Origin of the sequence: Oceanivirga salmonicida, from assembly GCF_001517915.1 — a bacterium.
In the GTDB taxonomy this organism is placed as follows: domain Bacteria; phylum Fusobacteriota; class Fusobacteriia; order Fusobacteriales; family Leptotrichiaceae; genus Oceanivirga; species Oceanivirga salmonicida.
The window spans coordinates 12600-38047 of the sequence record NZ_LOQI01000005.1 but is presented as its reverse complement, the minus strand read 5'-3'; the positions used below and the strand labels follow the sequence as shown (position 1 = coordinate 38047).

21 protein-coding genes are annotated in these 25448 nt (G+C 25.9%); 12 read left to right on the top strand and 9 right to left on the bottom strand.

Annotated features, from left to right (window positions below; translation table 11 throughout):
• Positions 1 to 16 precede the first annotated feature (16 nt).
• The gene (locus AWT72_RS01255) at positions 17 to 673 is read right to left on the bottom strand and encodes a GntR family transcriptional regulator (RefSeq protein WP_067139598.1); all 657 of its coding nucleotides are present in this window, start codon (positions 671 to 673) and stop codon (positions 17 to 19) included.
• 288 nt (positions 674 to 961) lie between these two features.
• Between AWT72_RS01255 and AWT72_RS09145 the strand changes: the two genes are divergently transcribed.
• Genes AWT72_RS09145 through allD form a run of 5 tightly spaced genes read left to right on the top strand, consistent with a single transcriptional unit; the run spans position 962 to position 8278 of the window.
• Positions 962 to 3940, top strand: coding sequence for a bifunctional FdrA/YlbE family protein (locus AWT72_RS09145; RefSeq protein WP_082680494.1), 2979 nt, complete (start codon positions 962 to 964; stop codon positions 3938 to 3940).
• A complete protein-coding gene (locus tag AWT72_RS01240; protein WP_067139595.1) occupies positions 3933 to 4685 on the top strand; it encodes an oxamate carbamoyltransferase subunit AllH family protein in 753 nt (250 codons plus the stop codon). The genes AWT72_RS09145 and AWT72_RS01240 overlap by 8 nt, the downstream gene beginning before the upstream one ends.
• The gene (locus AWT72_RS01235; RefSeq protein ID WP_067139592.1) at positions 4685 to 5920 is read left to right on the top strand and encodes an MFS transporter; all 1236 of its coding nucleotides are present in this window, start codon (positions 4685 to 4687) and stop codon (positions 5918 to 5920) included. The genes AWT72_RS01240 and AWT72_RS01235 overlap by 1 nt, the downstream gene beginning before the upstream one ends.
• 32 nt (positions 5921 to 5952) lie before the next feature.
• Positions 5953 to 7188, top strand: a complete 1236-nt coding sequence (locus AWT72_RS01230) for a dicarboxylate/amino acid:cation symporter (protein WP_067139589.1) — start codon at positions 5953 to 5955, stop codon at positions 7186 to 7188.
• Positions 7189 to 7210: 22 nt separating this feature from the next.
• Entirely contained in the window at positions 7211 to 8278 is a 1068-nt protein-coding gene (allD, locus tag AWT72_RS01225) for an ureidoglycolate dehydrogenase (protein ID WP_067139585.1), read from the top strand.
• 41 nt (positions 8279 to 8319) lie between these two features.
• On the opposite strand, the gene AWT72_RS01220 is transcribed toward allD, so the two are convergent.
• The 5 genes from AWT72_RS01220 to nrdF all read right to left on the bottom strand — a co-directional run bounded on the left by AWT72_RS01220 (position 8320) and on the right by nrdF (position 15711).
• The gene (locus tag AWT72_RS01220) at positions 8320 to 10053 is read right to left on the bottom strand and encodes an ABC transporter ATP-binding protein (RefSeq protein WP_067139582.1); all 1734 of its coding nucleotides are present in this window, start codon (positions 10051 to 10053) and stop codon (positions 8320 to 8322) included.
• Between the two features lie 2 nt (positions 10054 to 10055).
• Entirely contained in the window at positions 10056 to 11825 is a 1770-nt protein-coding gene (locus tag AWT72_RS01215) for an ABC transporter ATP-binding protein (RefSeq protein WP_067139579.1), read from the bottom strand.
• 262 nt (positions 11826 to 12087) lie between these two features.
• Complete coding sequence (gene nrdE / locus AWT72_RS01210) at positions 12088 to 14256, bottom strand: class 1b ribonucleoside-diphosphate reductase subunit alpha (protein ID WP_067139575.1); 2169 nt, start codon at positions 14254 to 14256, stop codon at positions 12088 to 12090.
• The gene (nrdI, locus tag AWT72_RS01205; RefSeq protein WP_067139572.1) at positions 14253 to 14699 is read right to left on the bottom strand and encodes a class Ib ribonucleoside-diphosphate reductase assembly flavoprotein NrdI; all 447 of its coding nucleotides are present in this window, start codon (positions 14697 to 14699) and stop codon (positions 14253 to 14255) included. Before nrdI ends, nrdE begins: the two co-directional genes overlap by 4 nt.
• Before the next feature lies 1 nt (position 14700).
• A complete protein-coding gene (nrdF, locus tag AWT72_RS01200) occupies positions 14701 to 15711 on the bottom strand; it encodes a class 1b ribonucleoside-diphosphate reductase subunit beta (RefSeq protein ID WP_067139569.1) in 1011 nt (336 codons plus the stop codon).
• A 426-nt stretch (positions 15712 to 16137) separates the two neighbouring features.
• Between nrdF and AWT72_RS01195 the strand changes: the two genes are divergently transcribed.
• The 7 genes from AWT72_RS01195 to AWT72_RS01175 all read left to right on the top strand — a co-directional run bounded on the left by AWT72_RS01195 (position 16138) and on the right by AWT72_RS01175 (position 22564).
• Positions 16138 to 17595, top strand: coding sequence for an alpha-amylase family glycosyl hydrolase (locus tag AWT72_RS01195; RefSeq protein WP_067139566.1), 1458 nt, complete (start codon positions 16138 to 16140; stop codon positions 17593 to 17595).
• Between the two features lie 15 nt (positions 17596 to 17610).
• Positions 17611 to 17778: a hypothetical protein gene (locus AWT72_RS09420; protein ID WP_156286465.1), complete on the top strand. Its 168-nt coding sequence runs from the start codon at positions 17611 to 17613 to the stop codon at positions 17776 to 17778.
• A 294-nt stretch (positions 17779 to 18072) separates the two neighbouring features.
• Entirely contained in the window at positions 18073 to 18819 is a 747-nt protein-coding gene (locus AWT72_RS01190; RefSeq protein WP_067139563.1) for a MurR/RpiR family transcriptional regulator, read from the top strand.
• Positions 18820 to 18996: 177 nt separating this feature from the next.
• Complete coding sequence (locus tag AWT72_RS01185) at positions 18997 to 20616, top strand: PTS transporter subunit EIIC (protein WP_067139560.1); 1620 nt, start codon at positions 18997 to 18999, stop codon at positions 20614 to 20616.
• Complete coding sequence (locus AWT72_RS01180) at positions 20617 to 21366, top strand: HAD-IIB family hydrolase (protein ID WP_067139557.1); 750 nt, start codon at positions 20617 to 20619, stop codon at positions 21364 to 21366.
• 198 nt (positions 21367 to 21564) lie between these two features.
• The gene (locus tag AWT72_RS09415; RefSeq protein WP_156286467.1) at positions 21565 to 21702 is read left to right on the top strand and encodes a hypothetical protein; all 138 of its coding nucleotides are present in this window, start codon (positions 21565 to 21567) and stop codon (positions 21700 to 21702) included.
• 10 nt (positions 21703 to 21712) lie between these two features.
• On the top strand, positions 21713 to 22564 hold the full coding sequence (locus AWT72_RS01175; protein ID WP_067139554.1) for a hypothetical protein: 852 nt from the start codon (positions 21713 to 21715) through the stop codon (positions 22562 to 22564).
• 419 nt (positions 22565 to 22983) lie between these two features.
• On the opposite strand, the gene AWT72_RS01170 is transcribed toward AWT72_RS01175, so the two are convergent.
• From AWT72_RS01170 to AWT72_RS01160, 3 genes are read right to left on the bottom strand one after another with little or no spacing between them, the layout of a single operon-like run.
• Entirely contained in the window at positions 22984 to 23727 is a 744-nt protein-coding gene (locus AWT72_RS01170; RefSeq protein ID WP_067139550.1) for an ABC transporter ATP-binding protein, read from the bottom strand.
• Positions 23711 to 24682: an ABC transporter substrate-binding protein gene (locus AWT72_RS01165; RefSeq protein ID WP_067139547.1), complete on the bottom strand. Its 972-nt coding sequence runs from the start codon at positions 24680 to 24682 to the stop codon at positions 23711 to 23713. The genes AWT72_RS01170 and AWT72_RS01165 overlap by 17 nt, the downstream gene beginning before the upstream one ends.
• A gap of 13 nt (positions 24683 to 24695) precedes the next feature.
• A complete protein-coding gene (locus AWT72_RS01160) occupies positions 24696 to 25424 on the bottom strand; it encodes an ABC transporter permease (protein WP_067139545.1) in 729 nt (242 codons plus the stop codon).
• Positions 25425 to 25448 lie beyond the last annotated feature (24 nt).

Sequence of the window (25448 nt, the reverse complement as noted above, 5' to 3'; positions counted from 1 at the left end):
ATTTTAACGCCAGTTCTTATAAATTTATCATATTTATATTTTTGAAAAATGATATTTGAGCTGCCTCTATATGTTTGGAGCATAGATCTTTAATTATTTTTATATCATTTTTATTTAATATTTTATTTATAATTTCTATATGTTCTTCGACTGCTTCTAATCTTCTATATTTTGTTCCATGTAAAATTTTTCTTATCCTATGTAGATGATCATAGACTAATTCCATTTTTTGAGATAAAAATAAATTTCCACAATTTTTTGCGAAAAAATATCTATATGAATCATAAAGTTTATCAAAATCTTCCGTTTTTACAGTTGTTTTTTTTGACATTTTTTCAAATTTTGACCTAAAATTTATTAAATGTAATTTTAGTTCACCTTCTGGTAGATAAGATATAGTTAATTCTACCAATAAAGGTTCTATTATAGAACGAATTTGAAATACATCTTTAATGAGTTTTAAATCAACTTCTTTGATGCAAACTGATTTTCTAGGATTGATTATAACAAAATTTTCTTTTTTTAAATTTTCTAGGGCTATTTTAACAGGAGTTTTACTTATGTTTAAGTCTTTAGCTAAATCTTTTTCTGATATGATTTGTTTTGCCTTATATTCATTATTTAAAATTTTTTCTTTTATATATTCGTATGCTACAATATCTAATTTTTTCATTTTAATACCTGCCCCCTTTCTATTATATAATTTAACATAATAAAGTCTTTAATGTCAACTTTAAAATAAGAATTATTAATAAAATTTGGTAATTATATTGTTATAATTTTCGCACATAAATATGTGAAATATTAAAAAAATAAAATCTTTTTAATTAAATGCTTTTTAAATAACTGAAATATCACTAATACTAAAAAACAATATATTAATTTTAGAAATATTGACTATTTGAAATTTCATGTTATATTAGTATTGAATAGAAGAAATTAAAATTGAGGAGGTAAAATTATGCTTTATACAGTTTTAAAAGAAAATAGTTATCAAGATTCAATTAATTTGATGTTATTAACTAATCATATTAGTGTAATGGAAGATGTTAATAAGGTTCAAATTATGATGGGTACTGATGCTAATAAGGAGATATTTAAAGGTGCTGGACTTCTTTCAAAAGAAGCAGAGAATGCTAATCCTAGTGATATGGTTATTGTTGTTGATACTGATAAAAAATCTATTGTAGATAAAGTTTTAGAAACGGTGGAAAAGTTTTTATCGGATTTATCAATAAAAAAAGAGGATACAAGTAAAACAATTAGAAATTGGGATGAATTAGAAAAAACTATGCCTGATGCTAATTTGGCACTTATTTCTATTCCTGGTGAATACGGTGCTATTGAAATTGAAAATGCTATTGATAGAGGCATGCATGCTTTTGTATTCAGTGATAATATATCCAAAGAAGATGAAGTAAGATTAAAGAAAAAAGCACATGAAAAAGGACTTTTAGTTATGGGACCTGATTGTGGAACGGGAATTATAAATAATGTTCCATTAGCATTTACTAATGTTATTCATTCAGGGAATATAGGAATAGTTGGAGCATCTGGCACAGGTATACAAGAAGTTTCAACTATAATTGATAAACTTGGTGAGGGAATAACTAATGCGATTGGAACAGGAGGGAATGATTTATCAACAGAAGTTGGAGCAATAACAACTAAAGATGCTATAGTAGCTTTAGCAAATCATGAATTTACAGATGTTATAGTTGTTATATCTAAACCACCTGCAAAAGAAGTTAGAGATGATGTTGTAAAATTACTTCATTCTATAAATAAGTCTGTAGTTGCTATTTTTTTAGGCGAAAAACCTAAATATCATGAAGGAAATATATATTTTGCACATACATTAGAAGAAACAGCAATGATAGCTGTGGATTTGGCAAAAGGAAATAAAGTAAGTAAAAATTATTATGAAAAATCAGAAATAGAAAAAGATGAAAATTTAAATAATAAAACAATAAAAGGGCTTTATTCAGGAGGAACTTTAGCTTATGAAGCTTCAATGCTTATAAAAGAAGCATTAAATTTAAAAGATATAAAAAAAGAACATGGATATATACTAAAAACAGATGGATTTGAAATAATAGATTTAGGTGATGATATATATACTCAAGGGAAACCTCATCCTATGATAGATCCAAGTACTCGTATAGAAAAATTAAAAGAGTTAGCCAAAGATGAAAATACAGGAATTATTTTATTGGATATAGTTTTAGGATATGGTTCACATTTAGATATGGCTAGTGAATTGGCTCCTGTTATAAAAGAAATAACTAAGAATTCTGGTAAATATATAATAGGGACAATTTGTGGAACTAAAGAAGATCCGCAAGATTATTTGAAAACAATAAAAACGCTTGAAGATGCAGGAATGATAGTTGAAAAAAGTAATTTAAAAGCAGTTAGAAAAGCTTTAAATTTAAAAGGAATTGATATAATAGAAGAAGATAAAGAAATTATTGAATATAAAGGAGATAAGGTAGAAATAGGTCAAGAAAGTAAGGCAATAAAAGAATTATTAACATTAAAACCAAAGATTATTAATATGGGAATAGCAGGATTTGCTGAATCAATTAAAAAATTTGGAGGTACATGTGTTCAGTTTGATTGGAAACCTATAGCAGGTGGAAATAAAAAGTTAATTAAAATATTAAATCAATTAAAACAATTAGATAATATAGAAGAAGAAAATATGAAAGTTGTAGAAGAAATGAAAAAAGCAACACCATTTTTAATTGATGTGGTAACTGCAAGTTCAGTTATTAAAGAATTAAATGGTAAAGTATTACTTCATGCAGGACCACCTATAAAATATTCTGAAATGACAGGACCAATGCAAGGTTCTTGTATAGGAGCAGCTTTATTTGAAGGTTGGGCAAAGGATGAAAAAGAAGCACGTGAATTATTAGAAAATGAAGAAGTTAAATTTATACCTTGTCATCATGTTAAAGCTGTAGGACCAATGGGTGGAATAACATCTGGAAATATGCCTGTATTAGTTATAGAAAATAAATATAAAGGAAATAGATCTTATTGTACTTTAAATGAAGGTATAGGAAAAGTACTTCGTTTTGGAGCATATTCTCCAAAAGTAGTAGAAAGATTGATTTGGATGAAAGATATATTAGGTCCAGTTTTAGGTAAGGCAATAAAGAAAATAGAAGGCGGAATAAATTTAAATGTAATAATAGCGAAAGCTATTACGATGGGGGATGAATTCCATCAAAGAAATATAGCGGCTTCATTGTTGTTTTTAAAAGAAGTTACACCTTTAATTATTGGACTTGATATAGATGAAAAGTTGAAAAAAGATGTTATACAATTTTTAGCAGATACAGACCAATTTTTCTTAAATATAATGATGGCAACAGGAAAATCTATAGTTGATGGTGCAAGACTTAATAAAATAGGAACAGTAGTTACTACAATGACTCGTAATGGAAAAGAATTTGGTATACGTATAAGTGGATTAGGAGATGAATGGTTCACAGCACCAGTAAATACACCAAAAGGATTATTTTTCACTGGATTTACTCAAGATGATGCTAATCCAGATATAGGAGATAGTTCTATTACAGAAACAGTTGGTGTAGGAGGAATGAGTATGATAGCTGCACCTGGAGTTACTAGATTTGTTGGTGCAGGAGGATTTAAGGATGCATTAAGAGTAAGTGAAGAAATGAGTCAAATAACAGTAATACATAATTCTAATTTTACTATTCCAAATTGGGATTTTAAAGGGGCACCTCTTGGAATTGATATAAGAAAGGTAATTGAAACAGGAATAACACCTATTATAAATACAGGTATAGCACATAAAAAAGCAGGTTTAGGACAAGTTGGAGCTGGAACTGTACATGCACCACTTGCTTGTTTTGAAAAAGCTTTAATAGCATATGCAAAGTATAGAGGGATTAAATTTGAATAATATAGTTAGCCCTTTAGTATTAAATTATATAAATGAGAATAAATTAGGATATATACATAGCATATTTAATAATTCTTTAAATATTAAATTTGGTGATAATTTGGTGAATATTTCCATATTTAATAAGGGATTAAGTAGTTTTGGTTTGGGATTAGATAAAACTAAAATTAATGATTTAATTTTAGCTTGTAAACTAGGAGATATAGTTATAACTAAAAAAAACAAACTAATTTTTTATACTAGTTTAGGGATAAAAGTTATTGATATAGATAAATGTAATATTTTAGATTTAAATTATAAAAAAATAAAATTTGATATTAATAAAATGAAAGATATATATGCTGTGTTAAAAAAAATAAACTTTTCAGAGAAAATAGGATTAAAAATAGAAGAAGTATTGTATAAAAAAAACTTAAGTATAGATGTATTTCAAAAATTTTTAGCAGGAAGAGGTAAAGGATTAACGCCTAGTGGAGATGATATCTTAATGGGATATTCACTTATATGTAATTTATTTGGAGAAAATATTAAATTAAAATATGGAAATATTACCACAGATATAAGTAAACAATATTTTAAAGCATTTAATGAAAATTATGTTAGTGAATATTTTATAAATTTATTTAAAAAAGATGTTTTAGAATCTATAAAAAACATTTCAAGTATAGGATATACATCTGGGTATGATACTTTATTTGGTATATATTTAGGTCTTGAAAAAAAATTGAATTTGGAGGACATATAATGGGAGAAATAAAAAATCGTTATAAAGAAATGAATGTTTCAGAACGTTATTGGTGGAAAGTTGTTGCATTATGTTTTGTTGGTTGGATATTAATGTATGCAGATAGAACAATTTTAGGACCAGTTATGGGAAATATAGAAATAGAATATGGTTTAACAAAAACACAATTAGGAGCTATTAATAGTATATTTTTCTTAACTTATGCAATAATGCAAATTCCTTTTGGAATTTTAGGAGATCGTATAGGAAGAAAAATTGTAATTACTTTTGGATTTATACTATTTGGTGCAGGAACATTTTTAAGTGGAATTGCAACAGGTGTAGGTATATTTATGATATATAGAGCAATAACTGGTATAGGGGAAGCTGCATATTATGGACCACAGTATGCACTTTCTGCAGAAGCAATACCTAGAAAAAGTTTAACTTTAGGGACAGCTATAATAAATAGTGGTATGGCTTTTGGGACATCTGGTGGTTATTTATTATCAAGTTACTTGGTATTAGAAAAGGGAAACCATTGGAGCTTACCATTTTTTATAATGTCAGTTCCTACAATTATAGTTGGAATATTATTTATATTTTTACATGAGAAAGTTGCTAATAAAGATTTGGAAAGTAAAAATGTAAATATAGAAGTAGAAGAAGAAAAAGTTTCAGGGTTATCTGTATTTAAAAATAAAAATTTATTATTTGCTTTCTTATTATTATTTTGTTCTATATATGCAAACTTTGTAATTATTACATGGCTTCCACTTTTTTTACAAATAGAGCGTGGGTTTGAAGGATCAAGTGTTGGATTTATAGCTTCATTAGTTCCGTGGGCATCAATACCAGGTGCATTACTATTTTCTAGATTATCTGATAAATACAAAAAAACTAAAATATTTGTATTTACATTAATACCATTAGCATTAATATCAACATTTGGTATGGCTTTTGTAACAAATAGAACTTTATTGATAGCAATGCTTATACTTTATGGATTAACAGGTAAATTAGCTTTAGATCCTATTTTAGTTGCATATGTTACAAAAAATTCTCCAAGAAAAGTATTATCAACAGCTTTAAGTGCATATAATTTTATAGGAATGTCAGCGGCGATAACAGCGCCTTATGTTACAGGGTGGATAGCAGATAATTTTGGTTCAATGCAAGCTGGATTCTATTTAGCGTCAGTTTTATTATTCATAGGTATGGTAATATTTGCTTTTGCTAGTGAAAAAAATGAATAATTTATAGATAATGTTTTTGGAGGTATAATGTTATGAATAAATTAAAAATATCGATGACAAATAAAATTATGCTTTCTATGGTTTTAGGTGTAGTTATTGGTTTTATATTTGGAAAAGAAATATTAATTTTTAAGTTAATGGGAACATTGTTCTTGAGACTTATCCAAATGTCTATTGTTTTACTTGTTATGGGACAGGTAATTGAAGCAGTAGGTGTTGTTAATACGAAATCTTTAGGGAAATTAGGTATAAAGACAATAATAGTTTTTATGACTTCATCATTAATAGCGGCAATATATGGTGTATTATTTGGTGTAGTTTTTAAACCAGGATTAGGTATTTCAGGAGAAGTTATTTCTAAAGATGTTGCTGTTGGTGATATTGGAAGTATTTATGATATAATTATTGGATTTTTTCCAAGTAATATTATGAGCTCTCTTGCAAATTCTAATATAGTTCAAGTAATAGTGTTCTCAATAGTTTTTGGGATAGCAATTAGTTATATAAATTCTGATTTTATTGAAAAAAATGAAAAGAATATAGTACTTGAATATATAGTACAATTTAATAAAATAATATTGAAAATGATAATGTTAGTAATGAATTTAGCTCCTTTAGGTATAGTGGCATTGGTAGCAACTACAATTGGGAAATTAGGTATAAAAGTTATTATTCCATTAATTAAGTATTTATTAGTTTATGGATTTGCAACATTTACATTCTTAATATTATGGATACTTTTAATTTCTATATATTGTAAATTAAGTATTAAAAAAATAATAAAAAAAATAACAAGAATGTCAATGATGGCAATAGCAACCACATCATCAGCCGTAACATTACCTACAGCTTTAAAAGATTCAGAAGAACGTTTAGGAATAAAAGAGCGTGTTTCTAAATTAGTTATGCCTTTAGGTATGTCATTAAATAGTAATGGAGCTGCTATGCATATGGCAATAACCATAATTACTATATCTCAAATTTATGGAGTTAACTATTCATTCCAACAATATTTATATATTGCGGTTTTATCCACACTAGCTTCGCTTGCAAATGCAGTTGTTCCTGGAGCAGGATTAGTGTCTTTAAGCATAGTAGTTCCACAAATGGGGCTTCCTGTTGCAAGTATAGCAATATTTGCTGGCGTCGAATGGTTTGTAGGTATGTTAAGAACGATATTAAATGTTGATTCAGATGTATTCTCAGCTTTGGTAGTAGCTAAAAGTGAAAATGAAATAAATTATGAAATTTTTAATGAGGATAATTAAAAATTAGAAAAGGAGTATAGAAATGGAAGAATCTGTTATATTAAAACCTAAAGAATTGCATGAATTAATACAAAAAAAATTACAAAGTGCTGGATTAAGAGAAGAACATGCTAATGAAGTAGCCAAACATTTAGTATTTGCAGATAGTTGTGGTATTCATTCTCATGGAGCAGTTCGTGTTGATTATTATGCTGAAAGAATTTCAAAAGGTGGAGTTAATATTAATCCAAATATGCATTTTGAAAAAACAGGTGTATGTACTGGAATATTCCATGGTGATAATGGAATAGGTCAATATGTTGCAAAAGAAGCTATGAAATATGCTATAGACATGGCTAAAGAAATGGGAGTATCAATAGTTGGGGTATCTAAAATGAGTCATAGTGGAGCACTTGCTTATTATGTTGAAGAGATAGCAAAAAATAATTTAATAGGAATTTCAATGTGTCAATCAGATCCAATGGTTGTTCCTTATGGTGGAAGTGAACCTTATTATGGGACAAACCCTATTGCATTTTCTGCTCCAGCTTCAGAAGGGAAACCAATAGTTTTTGATATGGCTACTTCAATTCAAGCTTGGGGGAAAATTTTATATGCTCGTTCAAAAAATATGGAAATTCCAAATACTTGGGCCGTAGATAAAAATGGAATTCCAACTAAAAATCCTCATGAAGTTGGAGGGCTTTTACCTATTGCAGGGCCTAAAGGTTATGGATTAATGATGGTAGTAGATGTATTATCTGGGGTATTATTAGGACTTCCATTTGGTGGAAATGTTTCTTCTATGTATGATAAATTATCTGAAGGAAGAGATTTAGGTCAAATATATATAGTTATAGATCCAGCTAAATTTATAGGATTAGATAGATTTAAAGAAGATGTTACAAAAACAAAAGAAGAATTACATAAAATTAAAGTTGCAGAAGGATTTAAACAAGTTTATTACCCAGGAGAAGTAAGTCAATTACAATATGATGAATACCAAAAAAATGGAATACCTATTTCAAAACCAATATATGATTATTTAGTAAGTGATATTGTACATTTTGATAAATTTGGAGGGCAAAGTGCATTTGCGTCAGATAAATAGATAAAATTATAAAGGGCGACTTTAATTATCGCCTTTTATCTTTAGTTATTTTCTAATTGCGCTTTATACATTTTATTAAATATTCCGTCATTTTTTATTAAGTCAGTAGATTTTCCACTTTCTTTAACTATTCCATCTTTAAGAACAACTATTTTATCTGCATCTATTACTGTTCTCATTCTATGGGCAATTATAATAACAGTTTTATCTTTAATTAATTTTGATATACTTTCTTGAATTTTACTTTCATTTTCAGCATCAAGTGAGGCTGTTGATTCATCAAGTAGAATTATAGGTGCATCTTTTAATAATGCTCTTGCTATTGATATTCTTTGACGCTCTCCACCAGAAAGTTTTTCTCCATTTTCTCCAATAAGGGTATCATAGCCATTAGGTAATTTACTTATAAATTCATCGCATCTTGCTATTTTTGCTACTTCTTTTACTTCATCATCGCTTGCGCCTTTTTTACCTAATCTTATATTCTCCATAACAGTTGAATTAAATAGTGAGACATCTTGGAAAACTATTGAAAAATTTTTAAGTAATGTTTCAGGTTCTATACTTGATATATCAATACCACCAAGTGTAATTTTACCACTATTTATATCCCAAAATCTTGCTGCAAGTTTTGCAGCAGTTGTTTTTCCACTGCCTGATGGACCTACAAGAGCTGTTACTTCGCCTTGTTTGGCTGTAAATGAAACTCCGTTTAGAACACTTATTCCATCTTCATAAGAAAATTTAACATTATTAAATACTATATCATAGTTACTAGGGTTAAAGTTTGTACTTCCTACTTGAGCAGGCATAGCATTTATTTCTTTAATTCTTTCAATTATTGAATCTAAGTATAATAATTCTGCTAAATTTGTTAATACACTCATTAAAGGATTAAAAATTGAACCAGAAATAATGATAAAAATTAAATAAGTAATAATATTTATTGATTTATCGGCTAATAAATATGCTCCATAAATTGCAACGGTAGCCATACCTAATTTTAAAAGAACAGATGATAAAATTATAAATGAACCCATTGTAACTTCTGCATTTATTTTTAATTTTTTTTGTTTATCAATTTTTTTCTTAAGAGAATCTATAAAATATTTTTCTCTATTGTATGCCTTTATTTCATTTACCAAACTAAGACTCTCTTGTATATCATCAATTATTTCTCTATCAAAATCAAAATTAGTTTTTAAAATTTTGTTGTCAATATTCTTAGATAATTTATAAACTAGAAATGCAAAAGGAACTACCCAGAATAAAGATAGAGCAAGCTTGTAATTAATTATAAATAGTATTATGGCTATTAAACTTGTATTAATTATTCCAGCATATATTTCTGGCATAGCATGTGTAAATATTCCTTCAAATGTAGTTGTATCACTCATTATAGTAGCACTAAGGTCTGCTATATCTTTTTTACTAAAATATGAAAGGGGTAAAGTTTTTAATTTTTCTGCAAGATTTATTCTAGTTTTAGCACTTTCATCATAAATTTTAATATAAGTTTTATTGTAGTCATTTAATGCAAATATATATATTATTATAAATGAAGTTAATATTAATAATATATAGTGTAAAAGATTAAGATTAATTTTTGTTTTAAAATCAATTAAATTTCCACTATATTGGTACAAAAAGATGAAAGTTATTAGCATAGGAAGCATTGTTGTTAATCTATAAAGTGTATGACTTATAATAGAATTTATAGTATTTTCTGTACCTTCATTTGTTAAAACGTACTTTTTTTGTAAATACTTTCTCATAATTACATTCCTTTCTTGATATTCCAACCAATAGTTTTTTGATATTCATCCCACATTTTTTTATATAGTCCATTTTTATTTATAAGTTCATCATGTGTACCATATTCAGCGACTTTACCATTATCTATGACAGCAATATTATCAGCATGTTTAACTGTTGTCATTCTATGTGCTATCATTATGGTAGTTTTCCCTTTGCTAAGTTCAATTAAAGCATTCTGAATTAAATGTTCATTTTCTGGGTCTGCAAAGGCAGTTGCTTCATCAAGCAATATAATAGGAGCATCTTTTAGAAAAGCTCTAGCAAGTGCTATTCTTTGTTGTTCTCCACCAGATAAATATGTTCCTTTTGTCCCTATTATGGTATTTAATCCATTTTCTAGTGAATCAATTACTTCTTTTGCTCCTGATTTTATTAGTGCATTTTCTATTCGCTTAGTACTTACATCTTTTTTTCCAAATGTTATATTTTCAAGTAAACTAGTTTTAAATAGTTTATTATTTTGAAATACAAAAGATATATTATTCATAAGTGTTTCTTTTGAATAATCTTTTATATTTTTACCACCTATTAAAATTTCACCAAAATCTGCGTCCCAAAATCTTGCACAAAGTCTTGCTATAGTTGTTTTCCCTGAACCAGAAGCACCAACTAGGGCAAGTGTTTTGCCTTTTTCAACTTTTAAATTTATATTCTCTAATGTTTTTTGTTTACCGTCATATGAAAATGTTACATTTTTAAATTCTATGTCTTGTGCTACAAATTTTTCATCATTTTTGACATATTCCATATCTTTATAGTTAAACAAATCGTTAAATTTATCTATGCTTCTAATTGCATCATTTTTTTTCCGTATGAAAAGGGCGTTTTTCATCATTACCATTCCAAAAAAAGGAGCAATAAGTATATATAGAATAAATGAACTTATAATGCCAGTTATATCATTACCACGACCTATTAAAAGTATTGCTAGTGGTATTAAGAAAAATGCAGTAGTTTCTCCAAGTATACTGTATAATGAGTATGGTATTGTCCATAATTTAGTATAAACTATTACTAAATCTCTATAATTTTGAATGCTGTTATAAAATCTTGTAAAGGATTTAACACTTTGACCAAAAGTTTTTACAACAGGTATTGCTCTTACATACTCTACAGATTCAGTACTCATTTCCTCTAATTTTTCTTGGTATTGTTTTTGAAATTCCATACCTTGTTTTGTCATCATTGTTGACATAATTATAAAAGACAATATTATTGGTATAAGACAGGCAAGACCTAAACGCCAGTCAAATATAAAGAGCATAATAATTAATATTACAGGTGTTATCATAGTTCCTGCTAAATCAGGTAATTGGTGTGCCAAAAATGAATGTGTATTTTCTGCCCCGTCATTTATTATCTTTCTTATTTGACCACTTGAATACTTGTTAAAAAAACCAAGAGGCATATTCATTGTTTTTTCAAAGCCTGTTTTTTTAATTCCAAGTTCTACTTCAAATGCTGCTAAGTGAGATAATAAAAGTGCAAATAAGTATATAAATATTCCAAGTATAGAATATATAAAAATATACCAGGCATAAGTTATTGTATTTTTAGTAGAAATTTCATTGTTTGTAGTTAAAAGTATGTTTACTATTTTCCAAATATAGTAAAATGGAATAATATTTATTATTGCTGATATTGCAGAAAAGATTGAAGCAATGGGTATATATGCTTTTTTGTTGCCCATATAAGGTGTAAATTTATTGAAAATTGATTTCTTATTCATATTTAACCTCCAAATTCATCAAAAAAATAGATTGATATTATTTATGAAAAAATAGTTTGATTGTAAAACTATTTTATATCAAAGAGGATAAAAAATCAATATCAATAAGTTTATTATTATTTGGATATTTTTTATTATTTCATAATAAAGTATTATAAAATAATGTGATATTAGGATTTTAAAATTTTCAGTTAATTATAAATAAAAAGATTTAAGTTAAGAATATAATAATTCTAACTTAAACCTTATTTTTTATATTTTTTTATATCATACAAGATTCACACTCTAGGGATTCACTTCCTTCAAGTATTTCTTGTCTAATTCTTACATAGTATATAGAAGCACATTTTTTTGAAAATGCTCTAATATATGCTTTATTTAAATCTCTTGTTGTTGCAGTATCAGTCATAAATAGTGTAAGTGATATTGCTTGGTCTACATGCTTTTGTGCTTCTGCTGCTATATCAATTATAGGGTTAGGGCCTAATTCATAAGCACCCTGTTCATAATATGGTAATGTTTCATCACTTAATTTATATGCGGGAACATATATTCTACCAAGTTTTCCTTCTTTTCTAACTTCTATAGGTGCTACTACTGGTTGTAAGCTAGGTGTACAAGAAGATAAATAACTAATAGAACCTGTTGGTGCTACTGCTTGTAAGTGTGAATTTGCTAAACCATATTTTTTAATACTTTCTACTAATTCTAACCAATCATTTTTACTAGGGATTTTAACCTTATATTTTTCAAAAATATTTTTAATTTTTTCAGTATTTGGTGTCCAGAAATTCTCTTCACATTTTGTATACTTGTCAAAATACTCTCCACTAGCATATCTACTTTCATTAAATCCATCAAACGTATTATTTCTATCTATTGCTAACTTATTAGATGCTTTAAATGCATGATAAGTTACAGTATAAAAATACATATTAGTAAAATCTAACGCTTCTTTACTATCATAATATATTTTGTTATCTGCTAAGAAACCATGTAAATTCATAGCCCCTAAACCTAATGCTCTATTAGCATTATTTCCTTTTTGTATGCTAGGAGCACAAGATAAATCACTATTTCTAGAAATATAGTCAAGTGCTTTTATAGATTCATATATATCTTTTCCAAAGTTTTGTCCATCTTCCATAATTTTAGCAATATTTATAGATGCTAAATTACACGAAACATCTTTTCCAACATGTTCAAAAGATAAATCTTCTTTATATGTACTTGCTGTATTAACTTGTACTATTTCAGAACATAAATTAGACATAACAATTCTACCAGCCTTAGTGTGTGGATTATTCTTATTTACCGTATCATCAAATAATATGTATGGGTAGCCTGATTCAAAATGTAATTCTGCTATTGTTTGAAATAATTTTCTTGCATTTATGTATGTTTTTCCTATTTTATCATTATTTAACATGTTGTAGTATTCATCAGTTACTGAAATATCAGAGAATGCTTTACCATATTCTTTTTCAACGTCGAATGGAGAAAATAAAGCCATTTCTTCATTTTTCTTAGCTAATTCAAATGTAATATCAGGGATTACAACTCCTAATGATAATGATTTAATTCTAACTTTTTCATCAGCATTTTCTCTTTTAGTATCAAGAAAAGCCATAATATCAGGGTGATGAGCATTTATATATACTGCACCTGCTCCTTGTCTTTGACCCAATTGATTAGCATAAGAGAAAGTATCTTCTAATAGTTTCATAACTGGTATAATTCCAGTAGCAGCTCCTGCTATATTTTTAATAGGTGCTCCAAATTCTCTTAGATTAGTAAGACATATTGCAACTCCACCACCTCTTTTAGATAATTGAAGTGAAGTTGATATTGATCTAGCGATAGATTCCATATTATCTTCTGTTCTAAGTAAGTAACAAGATACATATTCTCCTCTATTTCTTTTTAAAGCATTTAAAAAAGTAGGTGTTGCAGGTTGAAAAACTTTTTTCATCATTAAATGTACTAAATTTTTTGCATCTTCAAATACACCGTCAGATAGAAGTATAGCATTTGCTACAACCCTTTGTTCATAATTTTCTAAATATGTTTTGTTATCAAAAGTTTTTAAACAGTAAGAGTTAAAAAATTTCATAGCTCCCATTAAATTAGGGAATTTATGATTATAACTATCTGCAATAGTATATAATTCTTCTAATTCGGACATACTGTATAAGTCTAAAACTTCTTTTTCATAGTAATTATTATTTATTAAATATTCTAATCTTTCTTTAACTGAATTAAATTTTTTGCTATTAGGTATTACATGCACATTCATGTATTCATCTACTGCTTCCTTATCAGCTTCATAGTTAGTTTTACCACAAACTAACATTTTACTCATAGCATTTAGTGCAAGATATTTATCTGCCTGATTTAATTCTAATGATATTTTTGATTTTTTCTCGCTCATTTTTGTTTCTCCCAGAAATTTTTTAATATATTATTTAGGTTAATAACATCGTCATTAGTTCCTAATAATTCAAATTGATAAAGTAAAGGTACATTTAATTTTTTTGAAATTATTATACCCGCTAAACAGAAAGTATCGCCAAAGTTAGTATTTCCACTAGCAACTACTCCTTTACAATTATCTCTGTTTTGTTTTTGATTTAAAAAATGTATAACTTGTTTTGGAACACTTCCTTTAGTATCATTTCCCCCACCACCATAAGTTGGTGTTATAAGGACAAAGTTTTTATTCATTATTAAATCATCAGATATTCTATATATATTTTCTAATCCTAATTTTTGAACAAATCTATGTGTATTATTAGATATAGAAGAAAAATATACTATGGTAATATCTCCATTAGGTTTATCAATATCTTTTAATTCTTTTATATCTTTATGCATTTTAAAACTCCCAATCCTCGTCTTCGGTTTCTTCATTTATACCCATAATATACGAAGAACCATTACCAGAGAAGAAATCATGATTTTCATCTGCTCTAGCTGATAATTGTGCAAAAACTTCAGGTTTTATGTGTGTTTGCTCTTCTGTGAACGGACTATCATAACCCAAGTTTTGTAAAAATTTACCTGCATTATATATACTAAATTTAATAGCATCTTCTGCCAATCCAAATTCATCATATAGTTCATGTAGATAATCTTTTTCTAATTCTATTAATTTGTATAATGTATCAAAAACAAATTCTTTCATTTCTTTTTGTTTTTCTAATGGTAGTTTTTCTACCTTTCTCTGGTATTTATAACCACTATAATAGTTATGTATTACTTTATCTCTTAATATAAGTCTGATAATATCAGAAGTGTTAGGTAGTTTTGCCCTAGCAGCTAGATAAAATGGTAAGTAAAATCCTCCATATAATAAAAATCCAGGCATAAGTGCTGCTGCAACCTTAGATTTTAAAGGATCATCTCCTGTATAATACGGTATTAAAAATCTTGCTCTTTCCTGTAAACTTTCAGTTTTAATTACCCATTCATGTGCTTCTTCAATCTGTTCACTTGAACATAGTGTTGAAAATATAGTTCCATAAGATCTTGCATGAACTGCAACCATAAATGAAAAGTTAGTATATATAACTTGTTCGTGGTCAGTTAAAGAATTTGGTATTTGTGCAGTATCTCCAACAGTTGCTTGTATACTATCTAATAGTGTAAGCCCTGTAAATGTTCTAGTTATTAATTGTTGCCAAGATGCATCTAAACTTTTCCATGAAGGTAAATCATTTGATACAGGTATTTTTTCAGGTAACCAAAAGTTTTGAACTACTCTAGTCCAAACTTCAAGGTCTTTTTCATCATTTATTTTATTCCAGTTTACTGATCTCATTGCCCCTTTATTACCATTTATAGCATATTCTAGGGGAGAAACTGAATTTTTATAGTAATTACTCATATGTATTCTCCTTTTTTATTTTAGTAGGTATATTATAGCATAAATTAAAAAGATAAAAATTTAATTAATTAAATTTTAAATAAAAAAAAAGATACTAAAAGGGAGATTTTTAAAAAGGGAATTTTAAATTTTTTAGTATCTTTTTTATATTTATAAATTTATCTTCTATTTATTATAGAGATCTATTTATAGGAGAAATATTATGATGAAAAATAATAAATTTAAATTATTTTTTAAATTTATATTTTGTTCTATCAACAATATAATTATATTAGATAACAAGCGAAAAAGAAATACGATATAATTATATTTTTTTATAATCTAAATATGTATTTATATAAAATTATAAAATATTTAATAAATTTAATTTGATTACTTTATTTTAAATGTTATATAATAGATATAATAAAGAAAAAAGGAGTTTTTATGAAAAGGTTTATATATTGTTTTTTAGTAGTTTTAATGACTATTTCTTGTTTTAAAACAGAAAATGTAAAATCTAATAGAATATATTATGAGATTTTTGTTAGGTCATTTGCAGATAGTAATGGAGATGGTATAGGAGATATAAATGGAATTACTGAAAAATTACCAGAACTAAATAAAATAGGAATAGAGGGTTTATGGTTAACACCAATATTTAAATCGCCTAGTTATCATAAATATGATGTTACTGATTATCTTAAAATAGATGAAGAATATGGAACAAAAGAAGATTTAAAAAAATTGGTAGAAAAAGCACATGAATTAGATATTAAAGTAATTATAGATTTTCCAGTAAATCATACTAGTATAGAGCATCCTTGGTTTAAAGATATTTTGAAAAATCCAGATAGTAAGTATAAAGACTATTATAATATTATAAATAAAGATGAAAAGGGTTATAATAAAAATATTGCTGTTCTAGGTGGTAAATCATGGCATAAATTAAATGAAAATGAACTATATTATGGTATATTTTGGGAAGGAATGCCAGATTTAGACTTTTCTAATAAAAATGTTAGACAAGAAATAATAAAATATGCTAAATATTGGTTAAAAGAAACTAATCTTGATGGTTATAGATTAGATGCTGCACCTCATATTTTTGCTTTTGGAGAACATGCAAAAGGTAGTGTAGATAATGTTAGTGAAAATATTAAATGGTGGAGTGAATTTAGAAAAGAATTGCAATCTGTAAATAAAAACGTGTATCTTGTAGGGGAAGTATGGTCTAATACAGATTATATCTCTAAATTTTATGAAGTATTTGATTCTAATTTTAATTTTGAATTTTCTGAAAAATTAATATTTTATACAGTATTTTCAGGAAACTCTTCAAAAATAAGACCAGGACTAGAAAATATTTATAAAAAATATGAAAAAGTTAATTCAAACTATATTGATGCAATATTTTTAACTAACCATGACCAAGAAAGAGTAGCAAATAAAATTAAAGATACTAAAAGATTAAAATTAATTGCAAGCATACTTTTAACCCTACCTGGGAACCCTTATATTTATTACGGTGAAGAATTGGGTATGAAAGGGTCAAAACCTGATGAGTATATTAGACAAGGGTACATTTGGAGAGATAAATATCAAACTTCATGGGTAAATGAAGTAGATAATGAAGACATTAAAGATTTTTATACACAAGAAAAAAATGAAAATTCATTACTTTCGCACTATATTAAATGGATTAAAATAAGAAAAGAAAATGAAGAAATAAGATATGGTAAATATGAATCACTTGATTTAAAAAATGATGGTGTATTTGCATTTAAAATGAAATATAAGGGAAAAGAAAAAGCTATATTACATAATCTTTTAAATGAAAATATAAAAGTATCGTTAAATGGTAAAGAAATTGAACTTAAACCTTATGAAAGTGTTGTTAAATAAGGAAATGGAGAAAATATGGATAAAAAGTTGTTTGTTAAAATATTAGGAATTTTATTATTAATTTTAACCCTATTTATAATATATGTGTTTAGAAAATATCATGTAGATAATCGTTATATTTCAATACCTGTGATAATTTATTTAGGAGTTAATTCATTATTGATTAAGTATATAAAAAAATAGGTATTTATTAAAATTTATAAATAAAAAAAGATACTAAGAGGGAGATTGTAAAAATTGGGAATTTTTATTCTTAGTATCTTTTTATCAATAAATTTATCTTTTAAAGTATTTTAATACTAAAAAGTATTTATCGGAGAAATATTATGTTATAATTATACTAGAATATTTTGGGAAAAGAAATTCAATATTATCATATTTTATTATAATATAAATATGTTATAATATAAATAAATGGAATTTACTTTTTTTATAGGTATAAATGAAGCGAATATTATAATTATGTATGGGAGAAATATGTTAAAAAATATTTATGAAAAATATAAAGATTTATCAGATAATGAAAAACAAGTAATAAACTATATCTTGGGTTATGAAAATATAGTAAACCTAAAGTTAAAACATATAACGCAATCATTATTTTTATCTAGTTCAACTGTTATAAGAGCCTGTAAGAAATTAGGATTTTCATCTTTTAATGAATTTAAATTTTCACTTATAAGCAATAATGATAAAAAAAATAAAAATATTAATGAGAGTTTAGGAGAAATAAAAAATAGAATAAAAGGTGATTTATCAAAAACATTAGAGTTATTGACAGATGAAAAATTAGAAAAATTTGTAAAAATTATAATAGAGTCAAAAAGAATATATTGTTTAGGTTATGGTAATAGTTCTATGGTAGCCAAAGAATTATCAAGAAATTTACAATTAGCAGGCTTTTGGGCATTAGCACCAGAAGAAAAATATTTAATAGAAAGAATTGTTGAAATTTCAGGAGAAAATGACCTTATAATCATAGTATCACTTAGCGGAGAAAATGAAATTTTAAATAGTCAATTATTAGAAAGTAAGAAAAATAATGTTAAAATAGCAAGTATTACAAGTTATGGTGGGAATAATTTAGAAAAATTAAGTGATGTATGTTTGTATACATATAGTTCGTCTAGTAAAAGAGAGAAAATAAGGTCAAGATTAATGTTACATATAGCATCTAATCTAGTATTTGAAAAATTACTATTGGATTTAGAAAATATAAAATAATATATAAAAATTCTTTAAAGAGAGCATGTCCAAGAATATGTTCTTTTTTATTAAGGTAAAATTTTACTCTAAATGTAATTTTTTTTAATAATAGTAAAAATAGATAAAAAATATATGTAATAATATTTTTTAAGATATAATATTATTGTAAAAATAAAAAAAGGAGAGATATACATTATGGAAAGAAACAGATTTGTAGTTGCTTTTGAAAAATTTGGCAGAAGTTTTTTATTACCAGTTTCAGTATTACCTGCTGCTGGTATATTACTTGGAATAGGAAAGGCATTTACATATAAGTCAACAGTTGAATTATACCCATTCTTAAATAATCCAATTATTAAGATTTTTATGGGATTACTTGTAACATTAGGACAAGTTGCATTTAAAAATTTACCAATAATATTTGCTATTGGAGTTTGTGTAGGACTTGCTAAAAGAGAAAAAGGGTCAGCAGCATTATCTGCTTTAATAGGATTTTTAACATTGCACTATGTATTAAACTTTTTATTAAAAAGTTCAGGTTCATTAGCTGATAAGGCAGAATTATCAAAACAAATGCAAACTGTTATATTAGGTATACAAACAATGGATTTAAATGTATTTGGTGGTATAATAGCAGGGCTTGTTGCATATTTAGTTCATAGAAAAGCAATAACTTTAACATTACCATCAGTTGTAGGATTTTTTAGTGGACCAAGATTAGTACCCATTATGGTAATGCCTGTAATGGCAATAGTTTCTATAATAATATTTTTTGTATGGCCATATGTTCAAGTAGTTATAAATCTTGCTTCGGTAGCAATATTAAAATCAAGTTATGTTGGAACTTTCTTATACTCAGTAACAGAGCGTATTTTACTTCCATTTGGATTACACCATGGATTAAACTGGCCAATTAGAACAACAGAATTAGGGGGAATATTTGTAGTAGATGGTAAAACAGTTGCAGGAACTATAAACGCATATATGGCAGCAATTTCTTCTCCTGATGCTATAATAGACCCTAATATTACAAGATTTAGTTCAGGGAAATTTGTATATAATATGTTTGGGTTAGTTGGAGCAGCATTTGCAATGTATAGAACTGCTAAACCTGAAAAAAGAAAATTGATAGGTTCTTTATTATTAGCAGCAGCAGGTTCGTCATTTTTAACAGGAATAACAGAGCCATTAGAATTTACTTTCTTATTTGTAGCACCAGCATTATATGGAGTTCATGCTATTTTATGTGGTCTTACTTTATTATCAATGAATATAGCGGGAGCAGCTTTTTTAACACCAACAGGGCATGGATTTATTAATTTTGTAATTTATGGAGTATTACAAGGTACAAGAACAAAATGGTATTTAATTTTAATTGCAGGACCAATTTGTTTTATAGTTTATTATTTTGTTTTCAAATACATGATATTGAAATTTAATTTTAAAACTCCTGGTAGAGAAGATGAAGATGAAGTTTTCCTTGCGACAAAAGAAGAAACAAGAGCTAAATATGGTTTGAAAACATTAAAAGATGAAATGCAAGAAAAATCAAACGAAAAAATGTCTGTTAGAGAACAAGCATTAGGTCTAATAGAAGCCCATGGTGGAAAAGAAAATATTGTAGAAGTTGATGCTTGCATTACAAGACTTCGTATTAATGTAAAAGATAAATCGTTAATAGATAAAGAGATAATTAAATCTAAGTATAAAGCATTAGGATTTGTGGAAAGCGGTATGCAAATGCAATCAATATATGGAGCACATGCGAATGTTTTAAAAATGGAAATAAGAGAAATTTTAAGGATGGAAGGTTAAATGGAGAGACTTATAATCACAGATTTAGATGGAACTTTTGTACAAAATTCTATAAATGTTGAAAAACTTGATTTAAAAAGATTTAAAGAATTTGCAAAAAATAATTTAATAGCGGTAGCAACAGGAAGATCTGTAAAAGAAATAGAATATATAGAAAAAGAAAATGATATTTTATTTGATTATAAAATTGGATTTAATGGAGCACAAATTATAGACAAAAATGGAAATGAAATTTTTAATGAATTGATAGATACTGTTAATCTTAAAAAATTATATGATTATTTCAAAGAAAAAAAATTGGTTTTTGATGCATTAGATGGTAAGAAAAGAATAGGAAATTTTATGCATGATAAACCAGAGTCATTATGGGATATGGAAATGATTTGCACTGAATACCCTTTTGACCTTTTAGAAAATAGAGATATTTATAAAATAAATGTAAGACCTGATAGAAACAAAGAAGTTGAAATATTTAATGATTTAATGCAAAAATTTGGCGATAGTTTAAGTATAGTTAAAACTTCTAGAACAAGAATAGAAATATGTGCAAAAGATATTTCTAAGGGGAATGCAATAAAAAAAATCATGGAAAAGACACCTTATTATACAATAGGTATAGGAGATTCTGAAAATGATAGAGCAATGTTTAATGTTGTCGATTATTCAATTTGTATGTCTCACTCACCAGATGAATTAAAAGAAATAGCTAATTTAGTGGTTGATAAAATTTCTATGATAGATAAGATATAATAAAAAGACATGAATTAGAATAAATGTTTATTTTAAATTCATGTCTTTTCTTTTATTTAATTATTTAGGATTACCTTTACATATAAATACTTACTGTGCTATCATTTAAATTAGAAGACATTATAAAAAAACATGATAAAAAATAAGTTAAATATAGTGGTGTAGTTATAAAACTATAAGAATAGGGAGTGAATAAAAATGAAGAAAATAATAATTATATATGTACTAAATATTTTAATTTTTCTTTCTAAAGGGACATTAGTAAGTTCTAATATATATGCATTTTTAAATTTTGATTTAATTTATTCGGTGATTTTAATTTTAATAAATAGATAGGAAATTGATTATGAATGATAAAAAAATAAACTTTAAAATAGAATTGATTTTTATATTAATGATATTTTTGCTTTTTGCTCCTTTATTTGAGGGAATATTTGTACCAGTTATAAAAATATTTACAAATAATACATTAAGTATAAAATTAATAATAGTAGAATTGTTAAAGTTTAGTGTAGTAAATATTTTATTGTTAAAGATTAAGAATGAAAAAATAAAAAAAATACTTATCTTTTTAAGTATGATTGTGTATACACTAGGGTATAATATATTTATGTTTATACTAACGATATTATTTCAAGAGATAATAAAAAATAAAGAGTATAGCAAAATTAAATATGTGTATATGATAAATGTTTTAGGAATAATTTTACATAAATATAGAATGATAGGTTGGCTAGTGCATAAAAATAAAACGGAGTTATATATGTCTATGATATTATTAATTATAATTATACTAACTTTAATATATCTGATTTTAAAATATAGAAAAGAAATTTTTGATATAAAAATAAATAAGACTATACTAAATATTTTAATAATAGGCATGATTATATTTTTAACTTTATTTAGAAACGATACGATTTTAAATTATGAACATATTGGTATAGAATTACAAATAAATATAAGTGTAGCAATTACTTTATTAACAATGTTTATTTTCTACTATTTTGACATAAATTTATATGAAAGAAGAACTGATATAATGATAGATATATTATTTTTCTATTTTATAACTTATCATATTTTAAAAATAGTAATTTCATATAAAATAATGGCAGTAATAGTTGTTATTTTTGATATTTTATTAGTATTAGATAATCTCAAGGAAACAAAAGGTATTGATGAAAACGAAAATTAAAATATGATGAATATAAAATTTGTTACCTATTAGTGGAAAGGTTAAGCCATGATAAAAAAAGAAATAGATATGTTAATAAAGCAAACTAAAATTACAATTAATGAAATATAAAAAGATGAGGGCTATAATAATGATAAAGTTCTGAAAGAATATCATAGAGATTATGAAAAATTCTTAAAAATACTTTTAGATGGAGATATACCGAAAATTGAATGGGGTTTAAAAATGGTTAGTCATATTTGTGTAAGGAGTTATCTTGAAACATGCAATGATTGGAGTAAACCTTGTTTAGATGAAATATGGAAACTTCATGAAATGATACACGAGATATTGGAAAAAATGAGAAATATGTAATTATATAAAAAGAACATGTACTAACAATACAAAGGTGATAATGTTAGAAGACATGTTCTTTATTTTTATTCGCTTAAAATTTTCAATATTTCTTTCTTTATTTCTATAACTTCTGGACTTAAAATATCTTTATCTTTTGGAATATTAAATTCATATTTTAATGTTGCTGGTTTTCCTTTTAGAATACAGATTTTGTCTGCTAAAAATAAGGCTTCATCTATATCGTGAGTTATAAGAAGACAAGTAAGTTTTAATTCATTTTTTAAATTATTAAACCAATTATACATTTTATTTTTTGTAATATAATCTAGTGATGAAAATGCTTCATCTAAAAGTATTACTTCATTAGAAAACATATATGTTCTAAGTAGTGCGGCTCTTTGTCTTTGTCCACCTGATAATTCTTTGGGATATTTATGTTCTAAGCCTTTTAAACCAAATTCATCTAAATGTTTTTCTATATTTTCTTTTATATATTCTTTTTTATGGCCTTTTATTTCTAATGGAAGAGATATATTTTCAAAAACTGTTCTAAACGGTAGTAATAAATCTTTTTGAAGCATATAACTAACTTTAGAAGTTATACCTGTAATATCTTCATTTTCTAAAAAAACTTGTCCATTATTTGCTTCTAATAAGCCTGCTATTATATTAAATAGAGTTGTTTTACCAACACCACTAGGGCCTATAATTGCAACAGTTTTATATTCTTTTATATCAAAACAAATATCTTTTAAAACTTCTTCATTTTTATTGAAAGTATATGAAATATTTTTAACACTTAATTTTACTTTATTTGATATATTCATTTGTTACACCATAAGAACTAGGGAAAGGTTTATCTATTAACTTATTATCATATACCCATTTAAAGAAATTGTCCCATCTTTGTATATCAAATTCTCCCCAATTTTCTCCTTTTTCTACATAATGTTGAGAAATCCATTCTTGACTTGCTTTAATTAATTTAGGGTCTGATTCAGGAGCATATTTAATTAAAATATCTGCTGCTTCATTAGGATTTTTTATAGCAAATTCATAACCTTGTTTTGCTGCTTTTAAAAAGTTTTTAGTAATTTCTGGGTTATTTTTTATAAATTCATTATTTGCAATAATTACTGGTGAATAATAGTCTAAATCTTTATTAAAATCTTTAAAGAAATAGAAATCTATATCTTCATTTTTAATTTTAGCATTTATACCATCCCAAGCATAATATGATATTAAATAATCAAATAAATTATGTTTCATTGCTCCTATTGGGTCAGTAACATCACCAAATGGCACAGGATTTATATTTTCACCAACTAAATCTTTAACAGTAGCATCATCTACTGCATCTTCCCAAGTAGCATATCTTAATTTTTCTAAATCTTTTGGAGATTTAGTATTAAGACTTTTAAGAGTTAAAAGACCTGCTGTATTATGTTGTATAATTGCTGCAATAGCAGTTATAGGCATATTTTTTTCAAGTTTTTTTATCATATTTGGTTGAAAATATACACCAAATTCTGCTTTTCCGACTGCAACAATAGTTGATGAACTATCTTCACTTGGTTGAACTATATTTACTTTTAATCCATATTCTTCAAATAATCCTTTTTCTTTTGCGACATAAATACCAGTATGATTAGTATTAGGTGTCCAGTCTAGTACAAAGGTAATTTCTTTTAATTCATTCTTATTTTCATTAATTTTTTCATTTTCTGAACTACCACAAGAAAATAGTAATAACATAGTACAAATACTTAATAATTTTTTCATTTTTCCTCCTAATTTAATACTTAATAATTCTTTTTTCTAATTTATCTATAAATAACATGAGTAATAAACTTAATATACTTATGAAAAAGATAATAGCAAACATTTTATCTAGTGCATAAGCTTTTCTTACACGCGTCATATATACCCCTAGACCATAATAACCACCTAGCCATTCAGCAATTACAGCAGATATTAATGCATAAGACATTGATACCTTTAAACCCGAGAAGAAAAAAGGCATAGATGAAGGTATTTTTAAATATTTATAAATTTGATATTCATTCGCACCCATTGCTTTTAATAGTTTTATGTTATCTTCATCAACAGACCTGTAACCGTTTATAAGGGAAATAGTTATAGGGAAAAAAGTTGCTAAAACTACTAATACTATTTTTGGAGACATATAGTAACCTAACCAAATTATAAGTAAAGGTGCTATGGCAATAGTTGGTATAGTTTGTGTAAGTATTAAAATTGGAGAAATTAAGTCATGTAAGACTTTAAATTTGTCCATTATTAGTGATAAAAATAGGCTTAATACAATACCTATAAGTATACCAATAAATGCTACTTTCATAGTAAAACTAGTGTGATACATGATTAATTTAAAATCATGTATAAAGGCTAGTACTATTTCAACTGGTGAAGGTAATAAAAATTTTGACACTAATTCTAAGTAAGAGCATATTTGCCAAACAATTAGAATTATAAATATCAAACTGTAATTTATAATTTTTTTCATAAAACTCCTTTATAATAAAAAAAC